Below are 18,702 nucleotides of genomic sequence, written 5' to 3' on the forward strand. Positions count from 1 at the left end.
AATATAACAATCATGAGTTTAATCAGAAAATCAACGGAATTGAATATTCCAACAAACGTAAAGATGATGATTTACGGTCAAGCAGGTATGGGGAAGAGCACGGTAGCTTTGAGCGCACCAAAACCTCTGTTGTTGGATTTTGACAACGGCGTCAAACGTATGAATATGGCGCATCTAGAAAATATAGATACCGTGCAGGTAACTTCTTGGAACGATGTGCAACAGGTCTTGCAGGAGGATTTGTCAGCCTACCAAACAATTGCGGTGGATACCATTGGTAAGATGATGGATTTCATTATTACTTATAAATGTGGAACCCGTCAGCCGTCTATCCGAGATTGGAGCGGTATCAATGCTGAATTTTCTTGGATGACAAGAACGCTATCAAGTCTGAACAAACATATCATTTTTGTTGCCCATCGTGACACAAGAAAAGAGGGTGATGATACGGTGTTTATTCCTGCTTTACGCGAGAAGTCCTACAACTCCATCGTCACCGAACTTGATTTGTTAGGTTACTTGGAAATGAAGAGTGAGAGAGGAGTGCAGAGACGTACTATTACTTTCGACCCGACATCAAGGAATGACGGAAAGAACACTTGTAACTTGCCTTCAGTAATGGAAGTGCCTACCATTCTTGACAGAAACGGCAATCCGACGGCTAAGAATGATTTTATCACTACTTGGATTATTGCTCCATATCTTACTATGTTGCAATCAAAAAAGGCCGAGCAAGAAGCGTATAACAAAGTGCTATCTGATATAACAGGATGTTTGGAATTAGTGGCTGACGCTGAATCAGCGAATGATTTCATTGCACACATTGACGATTTCAATCATGTTGGAAGTTCAAAAATGAAAGCGTCGATGATGCTGGCCGCTAAAGCAAAAGAGCTTGGATTAGTCTTTGACAAGAATACTAAAACCTATTCAGATGCAGCTTAAGTATCGCATTTATGCAACACTTCTCGATACCTTTTGGGGGTATCTGAATAGTGATATTATTTGGGAAAAGTATTGGGGATGGAGTGAAAATCCTCCCCATACCCCCGAAGAGTTCCATGAACAGCAGTTCCAGGAACTGATAGACCGTATTAACCGTAAACCGTTTGACAGCGAAGCTGCCGACAAGGGTACGGCTTTTAATGAGGTCATTGACTGTATGATTGAGAACCGGAAATCTGAAACGGTGCAGGTAGAAAAGATATATTCTGATATAGGGAATGACGAGCAAAAGGTTATAGCCTTGAAAGCCATTTATAACAATCGTTCATTTGTCTTTCCTATATCCCTTTGTCGTGAGTTCGCAAATTACTACAAAGGAGCGTTGACGCAGCAACGTGTAGAGGCAATTCTGCCAACTGCATACGGTAATGTGTTAGTTTACGGTCTGATTGATGAACTGATGCCTACCAGTGTCCACGACATCAAAACGACCGGAAGTTATACGGTTGGAAAGTTTAAGGATCACCACCAGCATCTTGTTTATCCATACGCTCTTATGCAGAACGGTTCGGATGTACGGACGTTCGAGTATAATATCGTGGAGTTCAACAAAGGCGGCTATGTGGTAGATACCTATACAGAAACCTATGTGTTCAATCCAGAACGTGATATTCCTATTCTTACTAACCATTGTGAGGATTTTATTCGATTCCTGGAAGAAAATAGAGAGTTGATAACCGATAAAAAAATATTTGGATTAGAATGATTTTCAACTTGAATAATCCTTACGAAGTTGACAAGTATAAAGAGTATGTAAATAAGCTATTCAAGGAAAGAGCGGTTGTCGAGGTTAAGAAAAGGCTTCCCAATCGCTCTTTAAGCCAAAACGCATATTTGCATTTGATACTTGGTTGGTTCGCTTGTGAAACAGGGTACAGTCTAGATGAAGTCAAACTGGATTACTTCAAAAAGACTTGCAACCGTGATTTGTTCGAGCGAAAGAAGATGAACAAGAAAGGGTATGAGATCACCTATATGAGAAGCAGTTCCGAGCTTACTACGGGTGAAATGACAACAGCGATAGAGAGGTTTAGGAATTATTCATCAGCCCAAGCCGGTATTTATTTACCTGCGCCGAATGAGAATCAATTCTTAATCCATATACAACAAGAAATACAGAGAAATCAAGAATTTATTTAGACATGAAGATACATAAAATTATCAAAGTTCCAACTGGCGAGATTTATACCGCACAAGGCGAAAAGGGAATGCTGGAATTTCTTACAGTTGGAGATTATGGAAAGAATGCTAATATCAAAGCTGACTTTTTAGGTATAACCCGTGATTTGAACGGTGTACCCAATGGAAAACCGATGCCTCTTACTGAAAAATGGGTAATTACCATTTCTACACAGTATGGTTGTTCGATGGATTGTAAGTTCTGTGATGTGCCTAAAGTGGGCATCGGCAGGAATGCCACACTGAAAGACCTGACGGACGAAGTTCTGTTAGCAATACAACAACATCCCGAAGTGAACGCGACAAAGCGTTTGAATATCCATTACGCCCGTATGGGTGAACCTACTTGGAATAAGGCAGTATTGGAACACGCAAGGAAAGTAAGAAAGGACATAATGCCGTTTATCGGTCGTTCATTTGTACATCCAGTGGTAAGCACCATGCTACCAAAAGCAAACAAAAAGTTAATTACTTTTTTGCAAGAATGGTGCGAAATAAAGAACGACTTGTTTAGAGGTGATGCGGGGCTTCAATTTTCCATCAACACAACGAATGACGAAGAAAGAAACTATCTGTTTTCGGGGAAATCCCTTTCGCTGGCTGAAATATCTGAAATAGGTATGTTGTTACCTAATCCCGTTGGTCGAAAATATGCCTTGAACTTTGCTTTGGCAGACGACACCCATATAGATGGAAAGCGTTTGAGAGAGTTTTTTCATCCAGATAAGTTTATGTGTAAGATTACTCCATTACACTGTACAAATAGCTGTGATGAGAACGATTTGCATACAAATGGTGGATATGACAAATTTACTCCATACAAAGCAGTGGAAGAAGAATTGAAACACAATGGTTTTGACGTGATAGTGTTTGTGCCATCTTATGATGAAGATAATGGGCTTATCACCTGTGGCAATGCTATCCTTTCTGGTAAAGTTCCAACATCTGCTTATGAAATGGTATGTATAGAATAGTAAACGCAATCAAGAATTTATATGACAGATATAAACACTGTGGCAGAAGCTCATGAAGAAGAGACTAAAGTTTCTGCCTTGCTTCGCTCCGTAAAGAGTACGGAGGAGAAACTGAGAAAAGAAGGAAAGTTGGTAACGTTACAGATTGGTACTGCACTGATTGAAACAACTTGCCCGGAAAAATATGAATCACTTATACTTTAAATTATGATAGAGACAAAGAATAACGAAATAAGGTATTTTACATCTGATCCCAAAAAGATGCTCAATAAATACCTTGCTCAACGGGTCCTAAAAACATGGACAGAGGACTTTATTGATGAAGATACCAACGAGGTTGTATCAATTGAGCGTAATGAATTACTGTTTCAGAGAGGAACATTGATAGACCAAGATGTTCTTGCTCAAATCCGATTCTGTTATGAGTCTGGTGATATAACAAAGGATATTGAGGTAAGTAATCAAAAACGTTTGGCTGTTGAGTTGGTAAATGACTACTTACAGCCTTATATTGCTCAGGTCACTATTGATAGCAAAAAGTGTAAATTCCTGTTCTATGCAACCAGTGTAGATTCTGCACTTTTTCTCTTAAAGGATTATATTGAACTGAACTTTACGGCAGGCTTTATTATTAACATGGTTAAAGAGTTTGATTCCTGTGTAATCCTTACTGACACATTAAAAGAAAAGAAGATCGATACTTTGCCTTTGGATTTTCCCGATAATGATCCTGATGACAAGCCGGACGTTGATGAAGAGGAAGAACCGAAGAATAGTGATCGGAAGTTTTACCAGATAGAAACAAAAATTCTATTTGACGAGGATGAACGTTCAGCGACATTTGTTGTCCACACTTACAATGTTGACCGGGCAATGATGTTGATAACTTCTTATCTGAAAAAGAAGCAGGATGAACATGAGCAAGAAGCTAAAGAAAAGGGTAATCCTTTTGAGAGGAAAGAAATTCACACGATGATTGAAGTCGCTAAACCAATTTCTATCGGTCGGTTTATTCCCCGTGAATTTTCTATGGCTTATTCTGGTAAAAACTAAATTAAGCCCGGTATCCGTTGGCACGGTATCTGGGCACTCATTTCATGTAGAGCAGTTTTTGTAATCGTATCCTATTAAGCCGAAGCGGGTATGCCACCGATGTGGTACGCATGTAGGAACTGATAGGAAAATACGTTTGTAATTATTCAATACTCGTCTGGTCTGTGAAGATGTGACGGGTAAACATGGTGGTATGGCGGAATAGGTAGACGCTGACAACTCTTAGTAGACTTGGTTACGATGTTATGAAAACGGGGCATCAAAGTAAAACAAAACCTAATCCCGTTCTACGCAAAGACGTGAAGATTGCCAAGCATTGCAGGTTCGAATCCTGCTACCACCACTCATCCAAATTAATCAGTATGCCATATTACGTGAAACGAAAGGCTAAGAAGAAAGACAAGCCTTTACCCTTGTTTGATAAAGCAGGGGTGACAGTTAAGAAGAAGCCGGATTTGAAAGCTAAACTCGATAAGGAGTTTTCCCTTTTCATCCGGCTTCGTGATTGTATGCCAAACGGATATTTTAAATGTATCTCATGTGGACAGATTAAACCGTTTGAGCAGGCAGATAACGGGCATTACATAAATCGACAGCATATGAGTACCCGTTTCGATGAAATGAACTGCAACGCTCAATGTAGGCACTGCAACCGCTTTATGGAGGGTAATATTCAGAATTACCGCAAAGGATTGATTGCCAAGTATGGTGAACAGAGGGTTATCTTACTCGAAGCAAAGCAGGGTATTAGCCGGAAGTTTGCTGATTTTGAGTATGAACAGCTAATCAAGTATTATAAGGCACTTAATAAGAAGTTACGAAAGGAGAAAGGTTTATGAGTTATGTATTACGTGATTACCAACAGAAAGCCTCTGATGCAGCCGTTTCTTTCTTCAACAACAAGGCGAAGAAAACAAACGCCATTATGGTGTTACCCACAGGGGCGGGAAAGAGCCTTATCATAGCGGATATAGCCGCAAGGCTTGACAGGCACACCTTAGTGTTTCAGCCCAGCAAGGAAATACTCGAGCAAAATTTCAAGAAGCTATGTTCTTACGGCATCTCAGATTGTTCGATATATTCAGCTTCTTTTGGAAGAAAAGAAATATCAAGGATCACATTCGCCACGATCGGTAGTGTAATAAATCATCCGGATTTGTTTTCTCATTTCCAGTTTATCATTATAGATGAGTGTCACTTGGTAAATCCTAAAGAAGGAATGTATAAGACATTCTTAGAACTTCTCAAATGCAAGGTTCTTGGTTTAACGGCAACGCCATATCGATTAAGTAGTTCGCAAGAGTTTGGTTCTATGCTGAAATTCATTACCCGAACACGTCCGGCTATATTCAAGGATGTAATCTATCATGTGCAGGTTTCTACCTTACTTGATATGGGATATCTGGCAAAGCTGAACTATTATCCGATGAATCCAGTAGGATGGGACGAGCTTAACTTAAAAGTAAACACCACCGGTGCCGACTACACGGATAAATCAGTTCAAAGAGAGTATGAACGAATAGATTTCTATGGCTATGTTGTTCATATTGTCCAACGACTGATGAATCCAAAACAAGGCGGTAAGCGGAAAGGTATTCTTGTTTTTACCCGATTTCTGAAAGAAGCAGAACAATTAACCTGGTCAATACCCGGGTGTGCGATAGTTTCCGGTGAAACCCCAAAGAAAGAACGCGAACAGATATTGGATGCGTTCAAGTCTGGCCAGATACCGGTTGTCGCCAATGTAGGGGTATTGGTTTGCGGTTTTGACTATCAAGAATTAGACACTATCGTCATTGCTCGTCCAACAATGTCATTGGCTTTATATTATCAGATAGTTGGCAGGGCTATCCGTCCACATCCAAGCAAGGAAACGGCATGGGTGGTCGATTTGTGTGGAAATATCAACCGATTTGGGGAAGTAAAAGACCTAAAGTTGGTTGATGGAGGTAATGGTAAATGGGCGGTATATTCAAAAAGCAGACAATTAACTAACGTATATTTTTGATATGGACATACTAAGCATAATTAATCGTCTTCAAGAAAAGAGACGATTGGAAAAGATAACACCGGATCATGTGCCGGAAGTGGAGTTAATGAACACAATCCATGCAGAGGCGAGAAAAGAACTTAATGAGCTTTTTGTTTCTGGTAAGATTGGAATTACTAAGACGCTTAATTCAAAGGCTATTTATATAAATGAGTGATATGGAGAAAGGGTTCATAATGCTATCTCGTAAGTTTTTCTCTAATAAGATTTGGGAAGCAGCCCGTACATTTTCGGAGTGCGAAGCGTGGCTTGATTTGATTCAATCGGCACGATTTGAGGCAACCGACACGACTGAATGTATCGGAGGTAGAGAAATAACGTACGGAAGAGGGCAATATCCTGCATCTATACGCTTCCTTTCAAAAAAATGGTCTTGGAGTGAAAGAGTGGTCAGAACTTTTCTTTCAAAACTTACAAAAGAAAAAATGATAATCACCGACAACAGTCAGGGAATGAATGTGATAACTCTTTGTAAGTATAATGAATATAATGGCTATGGCACAGCAAATGACACAGTAAGTGACACAGATATAAATCATGAAATCAAAAGGTTAAATGATTTGGTGACACAGCTTGCGACACAGTTAACGACACAACCCCGACACACGGGTGACACAAACTTAAATAAAGAGAATAAAGAAGAAGTAAGAAAGAAAGAATCTCCTAACGGAGATGAGAAAGAAGGCTCGCCTTCTTCATGTGCTCATCCTGATTATATAAAATTTCAAGATTGGATGAAACGTAAAGCTCCTTTTTGCTGCAATCCTAAAAATTTTCCTGTACAAATTACCGAAAGTGAGTTTTTTAAACTGAAAGCAAAATATACTGGACAAGAGATTGCAGATACCATTGAGCAAATAGAAAACAGAAAGGATTTACGAAAGAGATACACAAATTTGTATCGAACAGTATTAAATTGGGCAAAGAATGAGTATGGAAAATAAATTAACTCCGCACAACTTAGAAGCAGAAAAGGTTGTGATAGGAACCATAATGACAGAAAGAAATGCTTTATCAGAGGTTAGGGATATTCTTTCGCCAGAATGTTTCTATAATCCCTTTCACAGGTCAATCTATGAGACAATCCTAAAGATAGACAAAAGAGGGGATCGTCCGGATTTGATTTCAGTAACAAATGAAATGACGAAGTCTGGGGATGTTGACGTTTACAATCTCAGTCTTATATCTCAGTGTTATACGTTTGATATTTACCAACATGCAGCTCTTTTGCATGACAAGGAAAAGAGGCGAAAGTTTATTGAAATTGGTAGCGAGCTTATATCAAAGGCGTATTCCGAATCTGATGATATAGTCGACACACTATCAGAGATAGAAGATAAGCTTAAAAGTTTGTTTCAGTCATCAAAAGATAGCATATTTACTATTAAGGAGGCTGTAAATGAGGTGACTAAACAAATGAGTTTAAATGCTTCTGATAACAGGCCTTTAACAGGAACGCCTACAGGTTTTTCTAAGATAGACGAACGAAGTGGTGGACTTCAGAAGTCAGACTTGATAGTTATAGCTGCTGATACTTCTTCGGGTAAAACATCTCTTGCTATAGCCTTGACTCTTGAAGCTTCTAAAAACGGTCATGGCGTCGCTTTCTACTCAATGGAGATGAAGAAAGAGCAGATTGCGGCGAGGATGATCTCAATTGAATCAGGAGTGCCGGGAAATGAAATTATGTTTTCCCGTCTTTCAGCCGAGCAGTTCAATATGGTGGATAAAGGGATAGGCAAAATATATGATAAACCTATCTTTTTTGATGACAGGAGCACTTCAAATATTGATGTGATACTTGCATCCATCCGAACGATGAAATTGAAATATGGAATCTCTGGTGCTGTTGTAGACTACTTACAGATTCTTTCCGTCAATATGAAAGGCAGTAACACTGAACAGCAGATGGGGGAGGTTGCCAGACGACTAAAGAACTTGGCGAAAGAATTGGATATTTGGATTATAGCTTTGTCTCAGCTTAATAGGGACAATATAAATCCAGTTCCTACTCTTGCAAGATTAAGAGCCAGTGGACAGATAGCGGAAGCAGCCGACATCGTGATGCTTATCTATAGACCTGAAATTTATGGGAAGTATTATCCAGAACCGTTTCAGAGCTCACCGACACAGGGCACTGCAATGATTGATATAGCTAAAGGCCGAAATATAGGTCTTGCTAAATTTCTGGTAAGATTTGAAGCGAGAACAACCCATTTCAGAGAGTATGATGAAGGATATAACTCAATGCCTTTTATGCCAATTACAGAAGAACAACCATTTTAATTTAAAGATAGAATGATGTATTACCACCTACTTACCAAAGAGCAGGCCGTGGAAGCTATAAAACTTTCCAACCTGATATTTCAAAGGACATTCAAAAGGCCACAAGGCTGTAATTTCTTCGGGGCACTCGATAAGACATTCGGTTGCCCTTTTTTATTTCGGTCTGAAAAGGATCGGGTTAGTATTTACCAGAAATGCAAGGAGTGTACTTGCAGGAGGCAGAGGCTATAACATAAACAAAAATCAAATATCCATGCAACAAACAAAATTAGGGCTTAGAAAACTCAAGGAGTCCAAGGAAAGCCGGCAAGAACGGTATAAATGCTATAAGGCATTAAAACAAAACCCGCTTATAAGACTTGATGTGAGAAATAAATCTCTCGCCCTATTGGCTAGAGAATGGGGGCAAAACGATATGTTGATATTCTTATCAGCAAGGGGTATTCTGTTGGGTATGATTTATTCTATGACAAACAGTAATTTATTAACATTATGACTTGGAGAGAATTAAGAGACGCTATCGATAAGATGGACGCGTCACAGTTAGACAAAGAAGCTAAGTGTTGGCGAGAGGATCAGCCCCTAGTTAATGTCACGTTGGAACAGTCTTCTGAAGCGCAATATTACAATCAGGATTGGGACTATTGTCATCTTGAATCAGAAATTGACGAGGATGACCTAAACGACGAGAGTACTATCAAGGTAATTGACGAGGATGATTATTATCTATGGGGAGAATGAGACATCAAATAAAATGCCACGGCAACACCTGCCCAGACCGGCATGAGTGCGCTCTATACGCAGCCGAGGCAGAAGTTAAGAAGACGGAACCGGACGAAGCGCCGGGGAAGAAGTGTGAATTTTTTAGAAAGAAAGGAGGTTTAAATGCGTGAGATTAAATTCAGAGGGAAAAGAGTTAAAATTGAAGACCCAATGGAAAGATGGATAGAAGGCTCTTTAATTGATTATACGAATATTAGGAATGAACGTGTAATCAGAATCATGAGCAGGTCAGGATATATGAATGATGTGCATCCTGAAACGGTTGGTCAGTTCACCGGACTAAAAGACACGAACGGAAAAGAGATATACGAAGGAGATATTATACGCTTTACATATAATTACAAGAAGCCAGGATACCATGTAACTGTGACTAATATCCATATCGGTGTAATCGCATTGAATAAGTATTTTCAGACATGTATAATGGCAGGAGATATAGAACATCACATTGATAATTGCACTCGGAACGGTGAAGTAATTGGCAATATCTACGATAATCCCGAATTACTATCTAACAATTAGAAAAAATATGAGCCTACAAGATAAAATATACAACTCTATTGTCTTATTGCTGAGAAGTGAAAGAATGGCACGGGAATATGACCCGGAAAACGGTTTTTACCTTGCTTTTTCCGGTGGTAAGGATAGCCTTGTTCTTTATCATTTAGCCAGAATGGCGGGTGTAAAGTTTAAAGCACATATGAACTTAACATCTATTGACCCTCCAGATGTTATTCGCTTTGTAAAACAGAGATATCCGAGCGTGGAGCTAATAAAACCGAAAATGTCTATCTATGATATGGCGTTGAAAAAACATATTCTTCCAACCAGGTTCATGCGTTGGTGTTGTGCTGAGTATAAGGAAATGTCCGGCGCCGGAAAAGTCACTCTAATCGGTATTCGTAAAGCTGAAAGTGTGCGGCGCTCCAAACGTCAAGAAATTGAGATTAGCGGTCATAAATTCAGCGGGAATTTCGATCAATTTTCCGAACACAGGGAAACAATGGTAACGTGTGTCAATGGAAAAGACAAAATTCTTGTTTCGCCTATCCTTAATTGGACGGAAGGGGAAGTCTGGGAGTTTATTCATCGATATAAAGTACCATATTGCAAGCTATATGATGAAGGTTATAGCCGTATTGGTTGTATTCTTTGCCCTATGTCAAACCGAAAGCAAAAGTTGAGAGATATAAAACGTTTCCCTCACGTAAAACGGAAATGGGTACAGACGATCCAGAAACTCATTAATGCCGGATATCTTAATCACAACTTCTCAGATGCGGAATTTGGCTTCAACTGGTGGATAAGTGATAAAGGCTTCGATCAGTTTTATGCCGACGAAGTTTTACAACAGAAAATTCAATTTTAATAAGAAATGAGATACAAAATTGGAGATATTGTTCTTTACAGGAACACAAGAGGCAATATAAAACGTGCTGAGATAACTTCATTCAAGATTGTCGAAAACGGGAATACGTGGTTTAACGGGATTGACACTGTTTCAAAGGCTAAAGTGTGGTATCCGGTACATATATCGGAAAAATTGGTTGAACACCAATTTAAGATAGGCGATCATATTGACTATCTTATAGGCAAAGAATGGCAACATGATTATGCAACTATATATGGATTTGACAAGAACAGCAATTTGCCTATTGCTGAAACCAATCGTCCAGCCCATGACGGCTGTAAATGGTCATACACATTCGATTTATCGAAGATTAGATTAACTCAACACAGATAAATAGTGAAACAAAATGAATAGAAAAGCAAGGCCGGATAGCTCCAACTATCCAGCCTTTGTAATCTCTTACGTTTTTAGAAGCTATAAACCATTAAAACTCTATAAATTCAATAATAAATCTCGTGAGTGTAAATAAAGTAATCCTTCTCGGTTATACTGGCAAAGATCCTGAAGTGAAAGAAGTAGCCGGAACAAAAGTTGCTAATATATCCCTAGCTACCACAGAAAAAGGTTATGCTCTTCAAAACGGGACTCAGATCCCAGATCGTACGGAATGGCACAGCCTTGTCTTTTGGAAAGGACTTGCCGAGGTTGTGGAGAAGTTCGTCAAGAAAGGATCTCAGATTTTTATTGAGGGTAAGATTAAGACCCGAATATATGAGGATAAAACAGGATCAAAGCGGTATGTGACGGAAATCTTTGTCGATAAACTGGATTTGTTAGGCAGTAAATCTACTCAACAAGAAGCCAATCCACAACCGGAATCTTTTCAATCCAATCCGTCAGATGATCTTCCATTCTAAAAACACAAGAGGCAACGCTCCGAACCACCAGTAACGTCACCTCTCCACACGATTATTAGTGCAAATATACTATTTACTTTAAAATAATCGTGCCATGTTTTCAGAAATTGTAGAAATAAAATCCATCCGGGAACAGAAATCCAAGTTGTCAGAAAGAGAGAAAGAACTAACAGAACCTACATTGACCGACCTTGAAATGATAGGGCAGCTTTGGGAGTGGTTTAAGGAGATTATTTCCGATCGAGATTGCCCTGGTAGGGTAGAAAGTGCTTACCAAAGAAAGAAGTTTATTTTTATAGTTCTCTTTTTATTTGCTCCTAGTGTGTTGGCCGGTGGTCGGATGCCAAATGGTTTGAGGAATAAGATTGCAGAGGCTATTGATTTGAAGGATATAACATTCATTTCTCACAACATAGAGACAATCGTATTTCTTCATCAAAATGATAAATATTTCAGAAGGGATATAGAATGGATGTACGGGGAGATTATGAAAAGGATAAAGCCAGGGGATTAGGCCGGTTTTATCCTTTTTCTATTTTTATTTTCTTTCCACAATGGGGGCAGGTAAAAGTGTTATCTTCTTTTTCTTCATCAATTAAATCAATCACACTAACCCCTAGTACTTTGGCGATAGAAGTTAACTTTCCTATTGTTGGATTGCCTGATACTGCTGCATACAACGCCTGATAGGTTACCCCCATTCTTTTTGCAAGGTCTTGCATCGTTATTCCCTGCTGTTTGCAAATTTCTTGTACTCTTAACATGATATTCAAATTAAAGTTTGATGCAAAGATAGGAACAAAATTCAAGCTATATATGTATTAATCGATAAATGTATCAAAAAATAATTTGAAATATTTCTTTCGAATATTTGTTTTGTTCAAATTAAAATTTGATATTTGCAATGCGATAATAAAAGCATAATTTGAATGACAATTAAAAGATATACGATTATGACAACAAAGAAAATTGACGAGAAAAAGACATTGAGGTACGCAGTAGCATTTTATTTCTGTACATCAGGTAAGATAAACTTCATGTTAGGTAATAAAATGTATGAGCACATAGACACTGTTTATGACCAAAGAGAAGATGGTAGAGGTTTCAATACTTGTGAGGTTGTTTATAACTACAAGGCTCAAAAATATGAGGTTTTGAATGTAGATACAGAGATAGGCAACAAAGAGATTACAATATTATAAGTTTAACCAGCAGGGCGAAAGCCCTGCGCAATATAGAAGATTATGAAGATAAACGAAATTACAGTAGGGTTGAGATACAGAGTATCAGGTGATTTAGCTAACGGTCGCTATGCAGATGGTACACCGCGTATATCACACGATGATGTAGTAAGAGTGATAAAGAGAATCACAGATACCCACGTAATTTGTGAGTGTGGGCGTGAATTTATCATTAATGACAATTTCAAAATCGAAAAGTTCTAAGTTTAATCCGGTAGCCTTCGGGCTACCATAATACACACGATTATGACAAAAGAATTAAAAGCAATACTCCCATGTCCATTTTGCGGTGAAATTCCTTTTATTAGTAAGAGTTATGCACCCGCATATCTTTCAATAGAATGCACAAATGAAGATTGCCAGGTAAGACCATATTTAGAAATTCCTGTTTCTTGCAAGGCAAATGATGACGGATTGACATTTTCGCCTCAATTTGAAAAACATGAGAGCGAAATAATAGAAATATGGAATAAAAGAGCGGGTGAATAAAGATTGAATGTGAAATATTAAGTATAGATTATTATGGGTACAGAACAAGATATTTATAACAAAGGATTTGCAGACGGTGTAGAACGTGGGAAATTCAATATCCTTAATGATACAAATGAATTCCTGAACACGCTGATAGAGAACTATGATATTATAGAAGTAGTTCAACAGTTTTCAGATGGTGATATTGATAGGTTACAAGAATGGATAAAGAATAGATAGCCATGAGTAATACAGATGTAAGAATATTCATCCTGCTTATGATTGTGGCACTCTTAGGTCAATGTTTCGGTACGATTACCAAAGTTGAATCATTGCTATGTGTAATCTGTATGACGCTGGTTTACATATTGCTTGTCTTGTGTAGAATTAATAATAATATTGAAAAACGTAAATGATTATGGAAAAAGAGATTGAGGTATATGCCGACAATGGCGAATACAGCCATTCAGAAATAATAGATGCAGATACAGGCGAATTTATTTGCTTTGTTTGCCCGATATGCGGTGCAAGATGGGATAGTGAAGAGTTTGAACATAAAACATGTAGTTAAAGATGAATAAATTGCATAGAGCTGCACAGTATTATGTGCGGCAAGAAGTTAAAGGCATGATTGGTCATGACATTAATACTGGCGACATGGAAAGAGCCTTCATCGCTGGCGCAGAATGGGCAGAGAGGAATAAAGAAAGGTCTAAAGTAATCTGCCTTAAAGATAAAAACAAAGTATGCAATTTATGCCATGAGTGTGATGTTGACGTGATGAATCCCAATTATTAATGCAAAATAATAAATGATTATGAGTAAAGAATATAGAGTTGTAAGATACTTCGATGGCTATCCAGAATATGCGATGTGCAAATGTGATACAATCGAAGAAGCAAGAATTAAATGCAAAGAGTATAACGATAAAGCAGAGCAATCACCTTATATCAGTTATCATATATTGGTATATGGCGATGAGAAATTTAGTGGTAAATCTTATAGAACTGAATGATTATGCTTACAGAACAAATGATATTGGACGGTTTACAATATTACAGATGGCAAACTGAATATCCGCTTTACACAACAACAGATTCAATGAATGATTTTTTAGAAAATCATTTACCGGATGATTATGAAGTAATCGAATGTGATGGAAATCAAATCTTAGTTGATATAAAAGGTGATAAATATGAAATAGCCGCTTACGGTGACGGCGATTTTTGCAGTCATGTTGTGTCTGTGTATCAAGCTAAATAAATCAAATGATTATGAACTCAATAAACAAAAACGGTTGTAGTGTATGCCAGCCCGGTAAAGAGAATTACACTACCTACAACACCATGTTAGGCAGAAAGAGAGTGAGAATGTACCAGTACGACTACCGTACTGAAAGTGGTGAACTGTTTTCTTGTTGTGCGCCTACCTTAGAGGTGTGCAGAGAAAAGCGTGATACTTGGCTTAAAAACAAATAACCCACAATTAGCCGGTTGTGGGTTATTCAATACACAGGATATTTCTGTATCTTTGGGTATGATAGTACTTTAGTGGTGCTATCGCGGATTAGAGCAGAGGTTAGCTTGCTACTTTGACTTGGTAGAGGTCGTTGGTTCGAGTCCAACATCCGCAACTGGTTATTTATTAATATAATAGACACGATTATGAATGTATTAACGCTTTCGATTAAACAGAAGTTTTTTTATGAAATTTTAGCCGGTAATAAAACACAAGAGTTTAGAGAGATCCGGCCTAATACTTCTCAAAAATATGTCCGGTATAAAGTTGATGACAAAGAATACAAGCATTTTGAAGAAGTACCAGAAGATCAAGAACCCGAAGTGGTGCCGGTTGAATACGATGCAATTAAGTTTCTCACAGGTGAGTATAAAGGCACACGGCCGTTTGCTATTGTCGAGGTTAAAGGCGCAAAAGTCGAGATTCTGACAGACGAAGATGGCAATGAAATTCCTTACGAATTCGATGGCGTTGAATACGTAATGGCTCAGATTGTTTATGATCTGGGTAAGGTATTAGATAAATCCAATGTTTAACTATTAATAATTCGCTGAGTCGGTAGAAGAACTAACAGAACAGGTTTTGCGACCTCTAATTACAGAGGCGGCCGTAGAGGTTTGACGGTACCAGGAACAAACCGAGTTTCTCAGGGTGGTAGATTTATCACCAGAAACCAGCAGTACAGAAATGTGCGTGCTGGCTTAGGCATGAGTTCAGGATGACCTTGCTTGAGCAAACTTATAGAACGATAGACCTTGTTAGGGTAAAATCTAATAAGGCTATCGTTTTTTGTTCTCTGGGTAAGGATTCTCTTGTTTTGCTGGATCTGGTTTATCCAAAATTTGATCGGATAGTATGCGTGCTCATGTACTTTGTACAAGGCTTAGATCATATCAATCGGTATATCAACTGGGTAAAAGCCAAATATCCTAAAGTTGAGTTCGTCCAGATCCCACACTGGAATCTTACTTATATTCTCCGGTCCGGGATGTACTGTGTACCCAATCCTGAAATAAAGCTCTTGAAGCTGGCAGACGTAGAGAAAGCCATGCGGTTACGGTTTGGTATTGATTACGTCTTTTACGGCATGAAGAAAGCGGATAGTATGAATCGCAGATTAATGCTGAACACATACGAGAATTATGAGAATGCAGGAAAGGTTTATCCTCTGGCTGACTGGAAACAGAAAGACGTTCTTGCTTATATTAAACAGAAAGCTCTCCCTGAGCCGGTAAGGTATTCTAAGAAAGCATCTGGAGGGATTGGGTTTAATCTGGATTGCTTTTTGTGGCTTCGTGATAATTATCCAGATGACTTGAAGAAAATATTGAAAGTATTCCCTATGAGTGAAAGAATTTTATTTGAGTATGACAGAGCTAAGTAAATATATAAAGTCAGAGAGCGTAGAACTGAAACGTTCTGCTATTCATTTTGCAGACTATAATCCCCGAACGCTATCCGAAGAAGAGAAGAAGACTCTCAAGCGTGGTATCAAGAAATTTGGGCTGGTAGGTGGGCTGGTGGTAAACAAGTGTACTGGTATGACTGTAGTAAGCGGACATCAGCGATTGACGGTAATGGACGAACTGAATAAGTTCCCTGATAATGACTACGCTCTCCGTGTGGACTTGATAGACGTAGATGATAAGCAGGAAAAGGAATTGAACATCCTTCTGAATAACCCCAATGCTCAAGGAAAGTGGGACGCAGACAAACTTCGCTCCCTGGTCCCGGATATCGACTGGCAAGATGCCGGACTGACGGATGTCGATCTGAACTGGATCGGTTGTGACTATCTCCTTCAGACTGAAGAAGAAAACTCACTGGCCGATGCTCTTACGGATATGATGTCTCCTGTTACCGAGATGAACGAAGCTGATAAAGCCCAAAGGCAGTTGGAGAGAGCAGAGAAGACCGCCCACATGAAAGAGGTCAAAGAACAGGTTAAGCAAGCAACACAAGACAAGGCCTCAGAAATGGAGGCTTACGTTATGCTCTCTTTCAACACCTATGAAGCGAAAGCTGCTTTCATGGAACGTTTCGGGTATGATCCGGATATGAAGTTCGTAAAGGGAGAGGTATTTGAAAACCAGATAGAGAGGATAGAGTGATATGGCAAAGCCGAAGTTTGATTTTGATGATGAACAGAACCTGATCCGCATTGAGGGTTGGGCGCGTGATGGGTTGGATGATAAGCAGATTGCATCAAACATCGGTTATAGTGAGGCTCATTTCTCTGTATTGAAAGGTAAGTTGCCTAAATTATCTAAAGCATTAAAAAACGGGCGTGCGCCTATTGATTTCGCCATAGAAAGCAAGATTTACCGCAAGGCAATGGGCATGAGGGTTACGGTTCAGCAAGCCGTGAAAGTAAAAGAAGTTTATTTCGATGAAGAGGGCAGGAGATGTGAGAAAGAGCATGTCGAGGTAGTCGATCTGGAGCAAGAAGTTCCTCCTGACACAACCGCTGGTATTTTCTGGCTAAAGAACCGTAAGCCGGAACAATGGAATAGACCGGCACCGAGAATTGATGAAGATGATGATATCCCAAAGAACCCCACCAAGGGAATTGATATCAACGAATGGATAAAAGGAAAGATTGAATGATTGTCCCTCAAACGATATATCACCCACTGTACACTGACAAGGAGAAGTTCATTATCCTTATCACCGGTGGTCGCGGTTCTGGTAAGTCATTCAACGCTTCAGCTTTCATCGAACGGCTGACCTTTGAAATGACGGAAGCCGAGAAGATGGTACACCAGATTCTTTATACCCGTTATACGATGGTCTCTGCAGGCATGTCTATTATTCCGGAGATGATGGAGAAGATCGAATTGGATGGGACAACCAGGTATTTCAAGACTACCAAGACGGATATAGTAAACAAAATGACCAAGAGCCGTATCATGTTCCGTGGTATTAAGACTTCATCAGGTAATCAGACGGCTAAATTAAAGTCTATCCATGCTTTGACAACTTTTGTCTGTGACGAGGCCGAAGAATGGACAGATGAGAATAGTTTCGATAAGATAATGCTTTCCATCCGGCAGATAGGAATACAAAACCGGATAATGATTATAATGAATCCGACCGATTCCAATCACTTTATCTATAAAAAGTACATTGAGAATACTCATAAACTGGTGGAGATTGACGGTGTGCAAGTCCAAATCTCCACTCATCCGAATGTGCTTCATATTCATACGACCTACTTTGATAACTTGGAGAATCTTTCTCCTGAGTTTCTAAAGGAAGTAGAGGATATGAAGACGAACAACCCCGAAAAGTACGCTCATGTAGTTATCGGTAGGTGGGCCGATGTTGCGGAAGGTGCTGTGTTCAAGGAGTGGGGTATTGTGAAAGAGTTTCCGCAATGGTGCAAAAAGGTTGGTATTGGTCAAGACTTTGGATATACAAACGATCCTTCGGCATCTGTCCGGTGCGGTATCGTGGATAATGCTTTATACTTGGATGAGTTGTGCTATCAGACAGGAATGTTATCTTCTGGCATAACCAAAGTTCTTAAGCCGTGGGGATTGAAGGTTATGGCGGACTCTGCTGATCCTCGTTTGATCCAGGAGATAAAGAACGGTGGTGTGAATATTTACCCTGTAGATAAATATCCTGGTTCTATCAATGCCGGCATTGATAAGATGAAGGATATGGAGTTATTTGTAACCGAACGTTCTTATAACCTCATTAATGAACTTAGAAGTTATGTCTGGGATAAGGATAAAGATGGAAATTATATCAATGAACCAGTAGATAAAGACAATCACCTGATAGATGCGGCCCGTTATTATGTATTGGGTATGCTTCTTGGTAAGATATTGAAGCCGAAAGATAATTCAGGAGTATTTGCACATTAAAA

33 protein-coding genes and 1 tRNA gene are annotated in these 18,702 nt (G+C 39.1%); 33 read left to right on the forward strand and 1 reads right to left on the reverse strand.

Annotated features, from left to right (window positions below; all coding sequences use genetic code 11):
• The first annotated feature begins 12 nt into the window (after positions 1-12).
• From CTY47_RS12650 to CTY47_RS12735, 18 genes are all read left to right on the forward strand, one after another.
• Positions 13-945 (forward strand): ATP-binding protein, encoded by a 933-nt coding sequence (locus tag CTY47_RS12650; RefSeq protein ID WP_099465144.1) that lies wholly within the window; start codon positions 13-15, stop codon positions 943-945.
• Positions 935-1,711, forward strand: coding sequence for an HNH endonuclease (locus tag CTY47_RS12655; RefSeq protein WP_099465145.1), 777 nt, complete (start codon positions 935-937; stop codon positions 1,709-1,711). Before CTY47_RS12650 ends, CTY47_RS12655 begins: the two co-directional genes overlap by 11 nt.
• Positions 1,708-2,145: a hypothetical protein gene (locus tag CTY47_RS12660; RefSeq protein WP_099465146.1), complete on the forward strand. Its 438-nt coding sequence runs from the start codon at positions 1,708-1,710 to the stop codon at positions 2,143-2,145. Before CTY47_RS12655 ends, CTY47_RS12660 begins: the two co-directional genes overlap by 4 nt.
• A 2-nt stretch (positions 2,146-2,147) precedes the next feature.
• Positions 2,148-3,158: a Fe-S-oxidoreductase gene (locus CTY47_RS12665; protein WP_099465147.1), complete on the forward strand. Its 1,011-nt coding sequence runs from the start codon at positions 2,148-2,150 to the stop codon at positions 3,156-3,158.
• Positions 3,159-3,179: 21 nt separating this feature from the next.
• Positions 3,180-3,362: a hypothetical protein gene (locus CTY47_RS12670; protein WP_099465148.1), complete on the forward strand. Its 183-nt coding sequence runs from the start codon at positions 3,180-3,182 to the stop codon at positions 3,360-3,362.
• A 3-nt stretch (positions 3,363-3,365) separates the two neighbouring features.
• On the forward strand, positions 3,366-4,211 hold the full coding sequence (locus CTY47_RS12675; RefSeq protein ID WP_099465149.1) for an RNA polymerase subunit sigma: 846 nt from the start codon (positions 3,366-3,368) through the stop codon (positions 4,209-4,211).
• Between the two features lie 362 nt (positions 4,212-4,573).
• Positions 4,574-5,050 (forward strand): recombination protein NinG, encoded by a 477-nt coding sequence (locus CTY47_RS12680; RefSeq protein ID WP_099465275.1) that lies wholly within the window; start codon positions 4,574-4,576, stop codon positions 5,048-5,050.
• Positions 5,047-6,219: a DEAD/DEAH box helicase gene (locus CTY47_RS12685; protein WP_099465150.1), complete on the forward strand. Its 1,173-nt coding sequence runs from the start codon at positions 5,047-5,049 to the stop codon at positions 6,217-6,219. Before CTY47_RS12680 ends, CTY47_RS12685 begins: the two co-directional genes overlap by 4 nt.
• A gap of 1 nt (position 6,220) precedes the next feature.
• Entirely contained in the window at positions 6,221-6,418 is a 198-nt protein-coding gene (locus CTY47_RS12690) for a hypothetical protein (RefSeq protein ID WP_099465151.1), read from the forward strand.
• Positions 6,411-7,205 carry a hypothetical protein gene (locus CTY47_RS17445; protein ID WP_233202179.1) on the forward strand — a complete coding sequence of 265 codons (795 nt, stop codon included), beginning with the start codon at positions 6,411-6,413 and terminating at the stop codon, positions 7,203-7,205. Before CTY47_RS12690 ends, CTY47_RS17445 begins: the two co-directional genes overlap by 8 nt.
• On the forward strand, positions 7,195-8,547 hold the full coding sequence (locus tag CTY47_RS12700) for a replicative DNA helicase (protein WP_099465276.1): 1,353 nt from the start codon (positions 7,195-7,197) through the stop codon (positions 8,545-8,547). Before CTY47_RS17445 ends, CTY47_RS12700 begins: the two co-directional genes overlap by 11 nt.
• A 253-nt stretch (positions 8,548-8,800) precedes the next feature.
• Positions 8,801-9,043, forward strand: coding sequence for a hypothetical protein (locus CTY47_RS12705; RefSeq protein ID WP_099465152.1), 243 nt, complete (start codon positions 8,801-8,803; stop codon positions 9,041-9,043).
• 32 nt (positions 9,044-9,075) lie between these two features.
• Positions 9,076-9,288 carry a hypothetical protein gene (locus CTY47_RS12710; protein ID WP_143813389.1) on the forward strand — a complete coding sequence of 71 codons (213 nt, stop codon included), beginning with the start codon at positions 9,076-9,078 and terminating at the stop codon, positions 9,286-9,288.
• A 144-nt stretch (positions 9,289-9,432) separates the two neighbouring features.
• Positions 9,433-9,852 (forward strand): YopX family protein, encoded by a 420-nt coding sequence (locus CTY47_RS12715; RefSeq protein ID WP_099465154.1) that lies wholly within the window; start codon positions 9,433-9,435, stop codon positions 9,850-9,852.
• A 7-nt stretch (positions 9,853-9,859) separates the two neighbouring features.
• On the forward strand, positions 9,860-10,699 hold the full coding sequence (locus CTY47_RS12720) for a phosphoadenosine phosphosulfate reductase domain-containing protein (RefSeq protein ID WP_099465155.1): 840 nt from the start codon (positions 9,860-9,862) through the stop codon (positions 10,697-10,699).
• Positions 10,700-10,705: 6 nt separating this feature from the next.
• Positions 10,706-11,074, forward strand: a complete 369-nt coding sequence (locus CTY47_RS12725; protein WP_099465156.1) for a hypothetical protein — start codon at positions 10,706-10,708, stop codon at positions 11,072-11,074.
• A 122-nt stretch (positions 11,075-11,196) separates the two neighbouring features.
• A complete protein-coding gene (locus CTY47_RS12730; protein WP_099465157.1) occupies positions 11,197-11,598 on the forward strand; it encodes a single-stranded DNA-binding protein in 402 nt (133 codons plus the stop codon).
• 94 nt (positions 11,599-11,692) lie between these two features.
• Entirely contained in the window at positions 11,693-12,112 is a 420-nt protein-coding gene (locus tag CTY47_RS12735; RefSeq protein ID WP_099465158.1) for a hypothetical protein, read from the forward strand.
• Positions 12,113-12,119: 7 nt separating this feature from the next.
• On the opposite strand, the gene CTY47_RS12740 is transcribed toward CTY47_RS12735, so the two are convergent.
• On the reverse strand, positions 12,120-12,362 hold the full coding sequence (locus CTY47_RS12740; RefSeq protein ID WP_233202180.1) for a helix-turn-helix domain-containing protein: 243 nt from the start codon (positions 12,360-12,362) through the stop codon (positions 12,120-12,122).
• A gap of 189 nt (positions 12,363-12,551) precedes the next feature.
• Here CTY47_RS12740 and CTY47_RS12745 point away from each other — a divergent pair, with 189 nt between their 5' ends.
• From CTY47_RS12745 to CTY47_RS12810, 15 genes are all read left to right on the forward strand, one after another.
• A complete protein-coding gene (locus tag CTY47_RS12745) occupies positions 12,552-12,800 on the forward strand; it encodes a hypothetical protein (RefSeq protein ID WP_099465278.1) in 249 nt (82 codons plus the stop codon).
• Between the two features lie 42 nt (positions 12,801-12,842).
• Positions 12,843-13,043: a hypothetical protein gene (locus CTY47_RS12750; protein ID WP_099465159.1), complete on the forward strand. Its 201-nt coding sequence runs from the start codon at positions 12,843-12,845 to the stop codon at positions 13,041-13,043.
• A 42-nt stretch (positions 13,044-13,085) separates the two neighbouring features.
• Positions 13,086-13,328 (forward strand): Lar family restriction alleviation protein, encoded by a 243-nt coding sequence (locus CTY47_RS12755; RefSeq protein WP_099465160.1) that lies wholly within the window; start codon positions 13,086-13,088, stop codon positions 13,326-13,328.
• Between the two features lie 33 nt (positions 13,329-13,361).
• Positions 13,362-13,550 (forward strand): hypothetical protein, encoded by a 189-nt coding sequence (locus CTY47_RS12760; RefSeq protein ID WP_099465161.1) that lies wholly within the window; start codon positions 13,362-13,364, stop codon positions 13,548-13,550.
• A 178-nt stretch (positions 13,551-13,728) separates the two neighbouring features.
• Positions 13,729-13,881 carry a hypothetical protein gene (locus CTY47_RS16940; protein WP_158228537.1) on the forward strand — a complete coding sequence of 51 codons (153 nt, stop codon included), beginning with the start codon at positions 13,729-13,731 and terminating at the stop codon, positions 13,879-13,881.
• 2 nt (positions 13,882-13,883) lie between these two features.
• Positions 13,884-14,108 carry a hypothetical protein gene (locus tag CTY47_RS12765; RefSeq protein WP_099465162.1) on the forward strand — a complete coding sequence of 75 codons (225 nt, stop codon included), beginning with the start codon at positions 13,884-13,886 and terminating at the stop codon, positions 14,106-14,108.
• A gap of 19 nt (positions 14,109-14,127) precedes the next feature.
• A complete protein-coding gene (locus CTY47_RS12770) occupies positions 14,128-14,325 on the forward strand; it encodes a hypothetical protein (protein ID WP_233202181.1) in 198 nt (65 codons plus the stop codon).
• Between the two features lie 2 nt (positions 14,326-14,327).
• Positions 14,328-14,573, forward strand: coding sequence for a hypothetical protein (locus CTY47_RS12775; RefSeq protein WP_143813390.1), 246 nt, complete (start codon positions 14,328-14,330; stop codon positions 14,571-14,573).
• Between the two features lie 11 nt (positions 14,574-14,584).
• On the forward strand, positions 14,585-14,788 hold the full coding sequence (locus tag CTY47_RS12780; protein ID WP_099465279.1) for a DUF3873 family protein: 204 nt from the start codon (positions 14,585-14,587) through the stop codon (positions 14,786-14,788).
• An 82-nt stretch (positions 14,789-14,870) separates the two neighbouring features.
• Positions 14,871-14,943 (forward strand) — tRNA-Val (locus CTY47_RS12785).
• A 31-nt stretch (positions 14,944-14,974) separates the two neighbouring features.
• Positions 14,975-15,364: a hypothetical protein gene (locus tag CTY47_RS12790; RefSeq protein ID WP_099465165.1), complete on the forward strand. Its 390-nt coding sequence runs from the start codon at positions 14,975-14,977 to the stop codon at positions 15,362-15,364.
• A 182-nt stretch (positions 15,365-15,546) separates the two neighbouring features.
• Positions 15,547-16,212 carry a phosphoadenosine phosphosulfate reductase domain-containing protein gene (locus CTY47_RS12795; protein WP_099465166.1) on the forward strand — a complete coding sequence of 222 codons (666 nt, stop codon included), beginning with the start codon at positions 15,547-15,549 and terminating at the stop codon, positions 16,210-16,212.
• The gene (locus CTY47_RS12800) at positions 16,196-16,939 is read left to right on the forward strand and encodes a ParB N-terminal domain-containing protein (protein ID WP_099465167.1); all 744 of its coding nucleotides are present in this window, start codon (positions 16,196-16,198) and stop codon (positions 16,937-16,939) included. The genes CTY47_RS12795 and CTY47_RS12800 overlap by 17 nt, the downstream gene beginning before the upstream one ends.
• A gap of 1 nt (position 16,940) precedes the next feature.
• Entirely contained in the window at positions 16,941-17,435 is a 495-nt protein-coding gene (locus tag CTY47_RS12805; RefSeq protein WP_099465168.1) for a transposase, read from the forward strand.
• Complete coding sequence (locus CTY47_RS12810; protein WP_099465169.1) at positions 17,432-18,700, forward strand: PBSX family phage terminase large subunit; 1,269 nt, start codon at positions 17,432-17,434, stop codon at positions 18,698-18,700. The genes CTY47_RS12805 and CTY47_RS12810 overlap by 4 nt, the downstream gene beginning before the upstream one ends.
• Positions 18,701-18,702 lie beyond the last annotated feature (2 nt).

It is taken from the genome of Parabacteroides provencensis (genome assembly GCF_900232875.1).
GTDB classification, from domain to species: Bacteria; Bacteroidota; Bacteroidia; order Bacteroidales; family Tannerellaceae; genus Parabacteroides; species Parabacteroides chinchillae.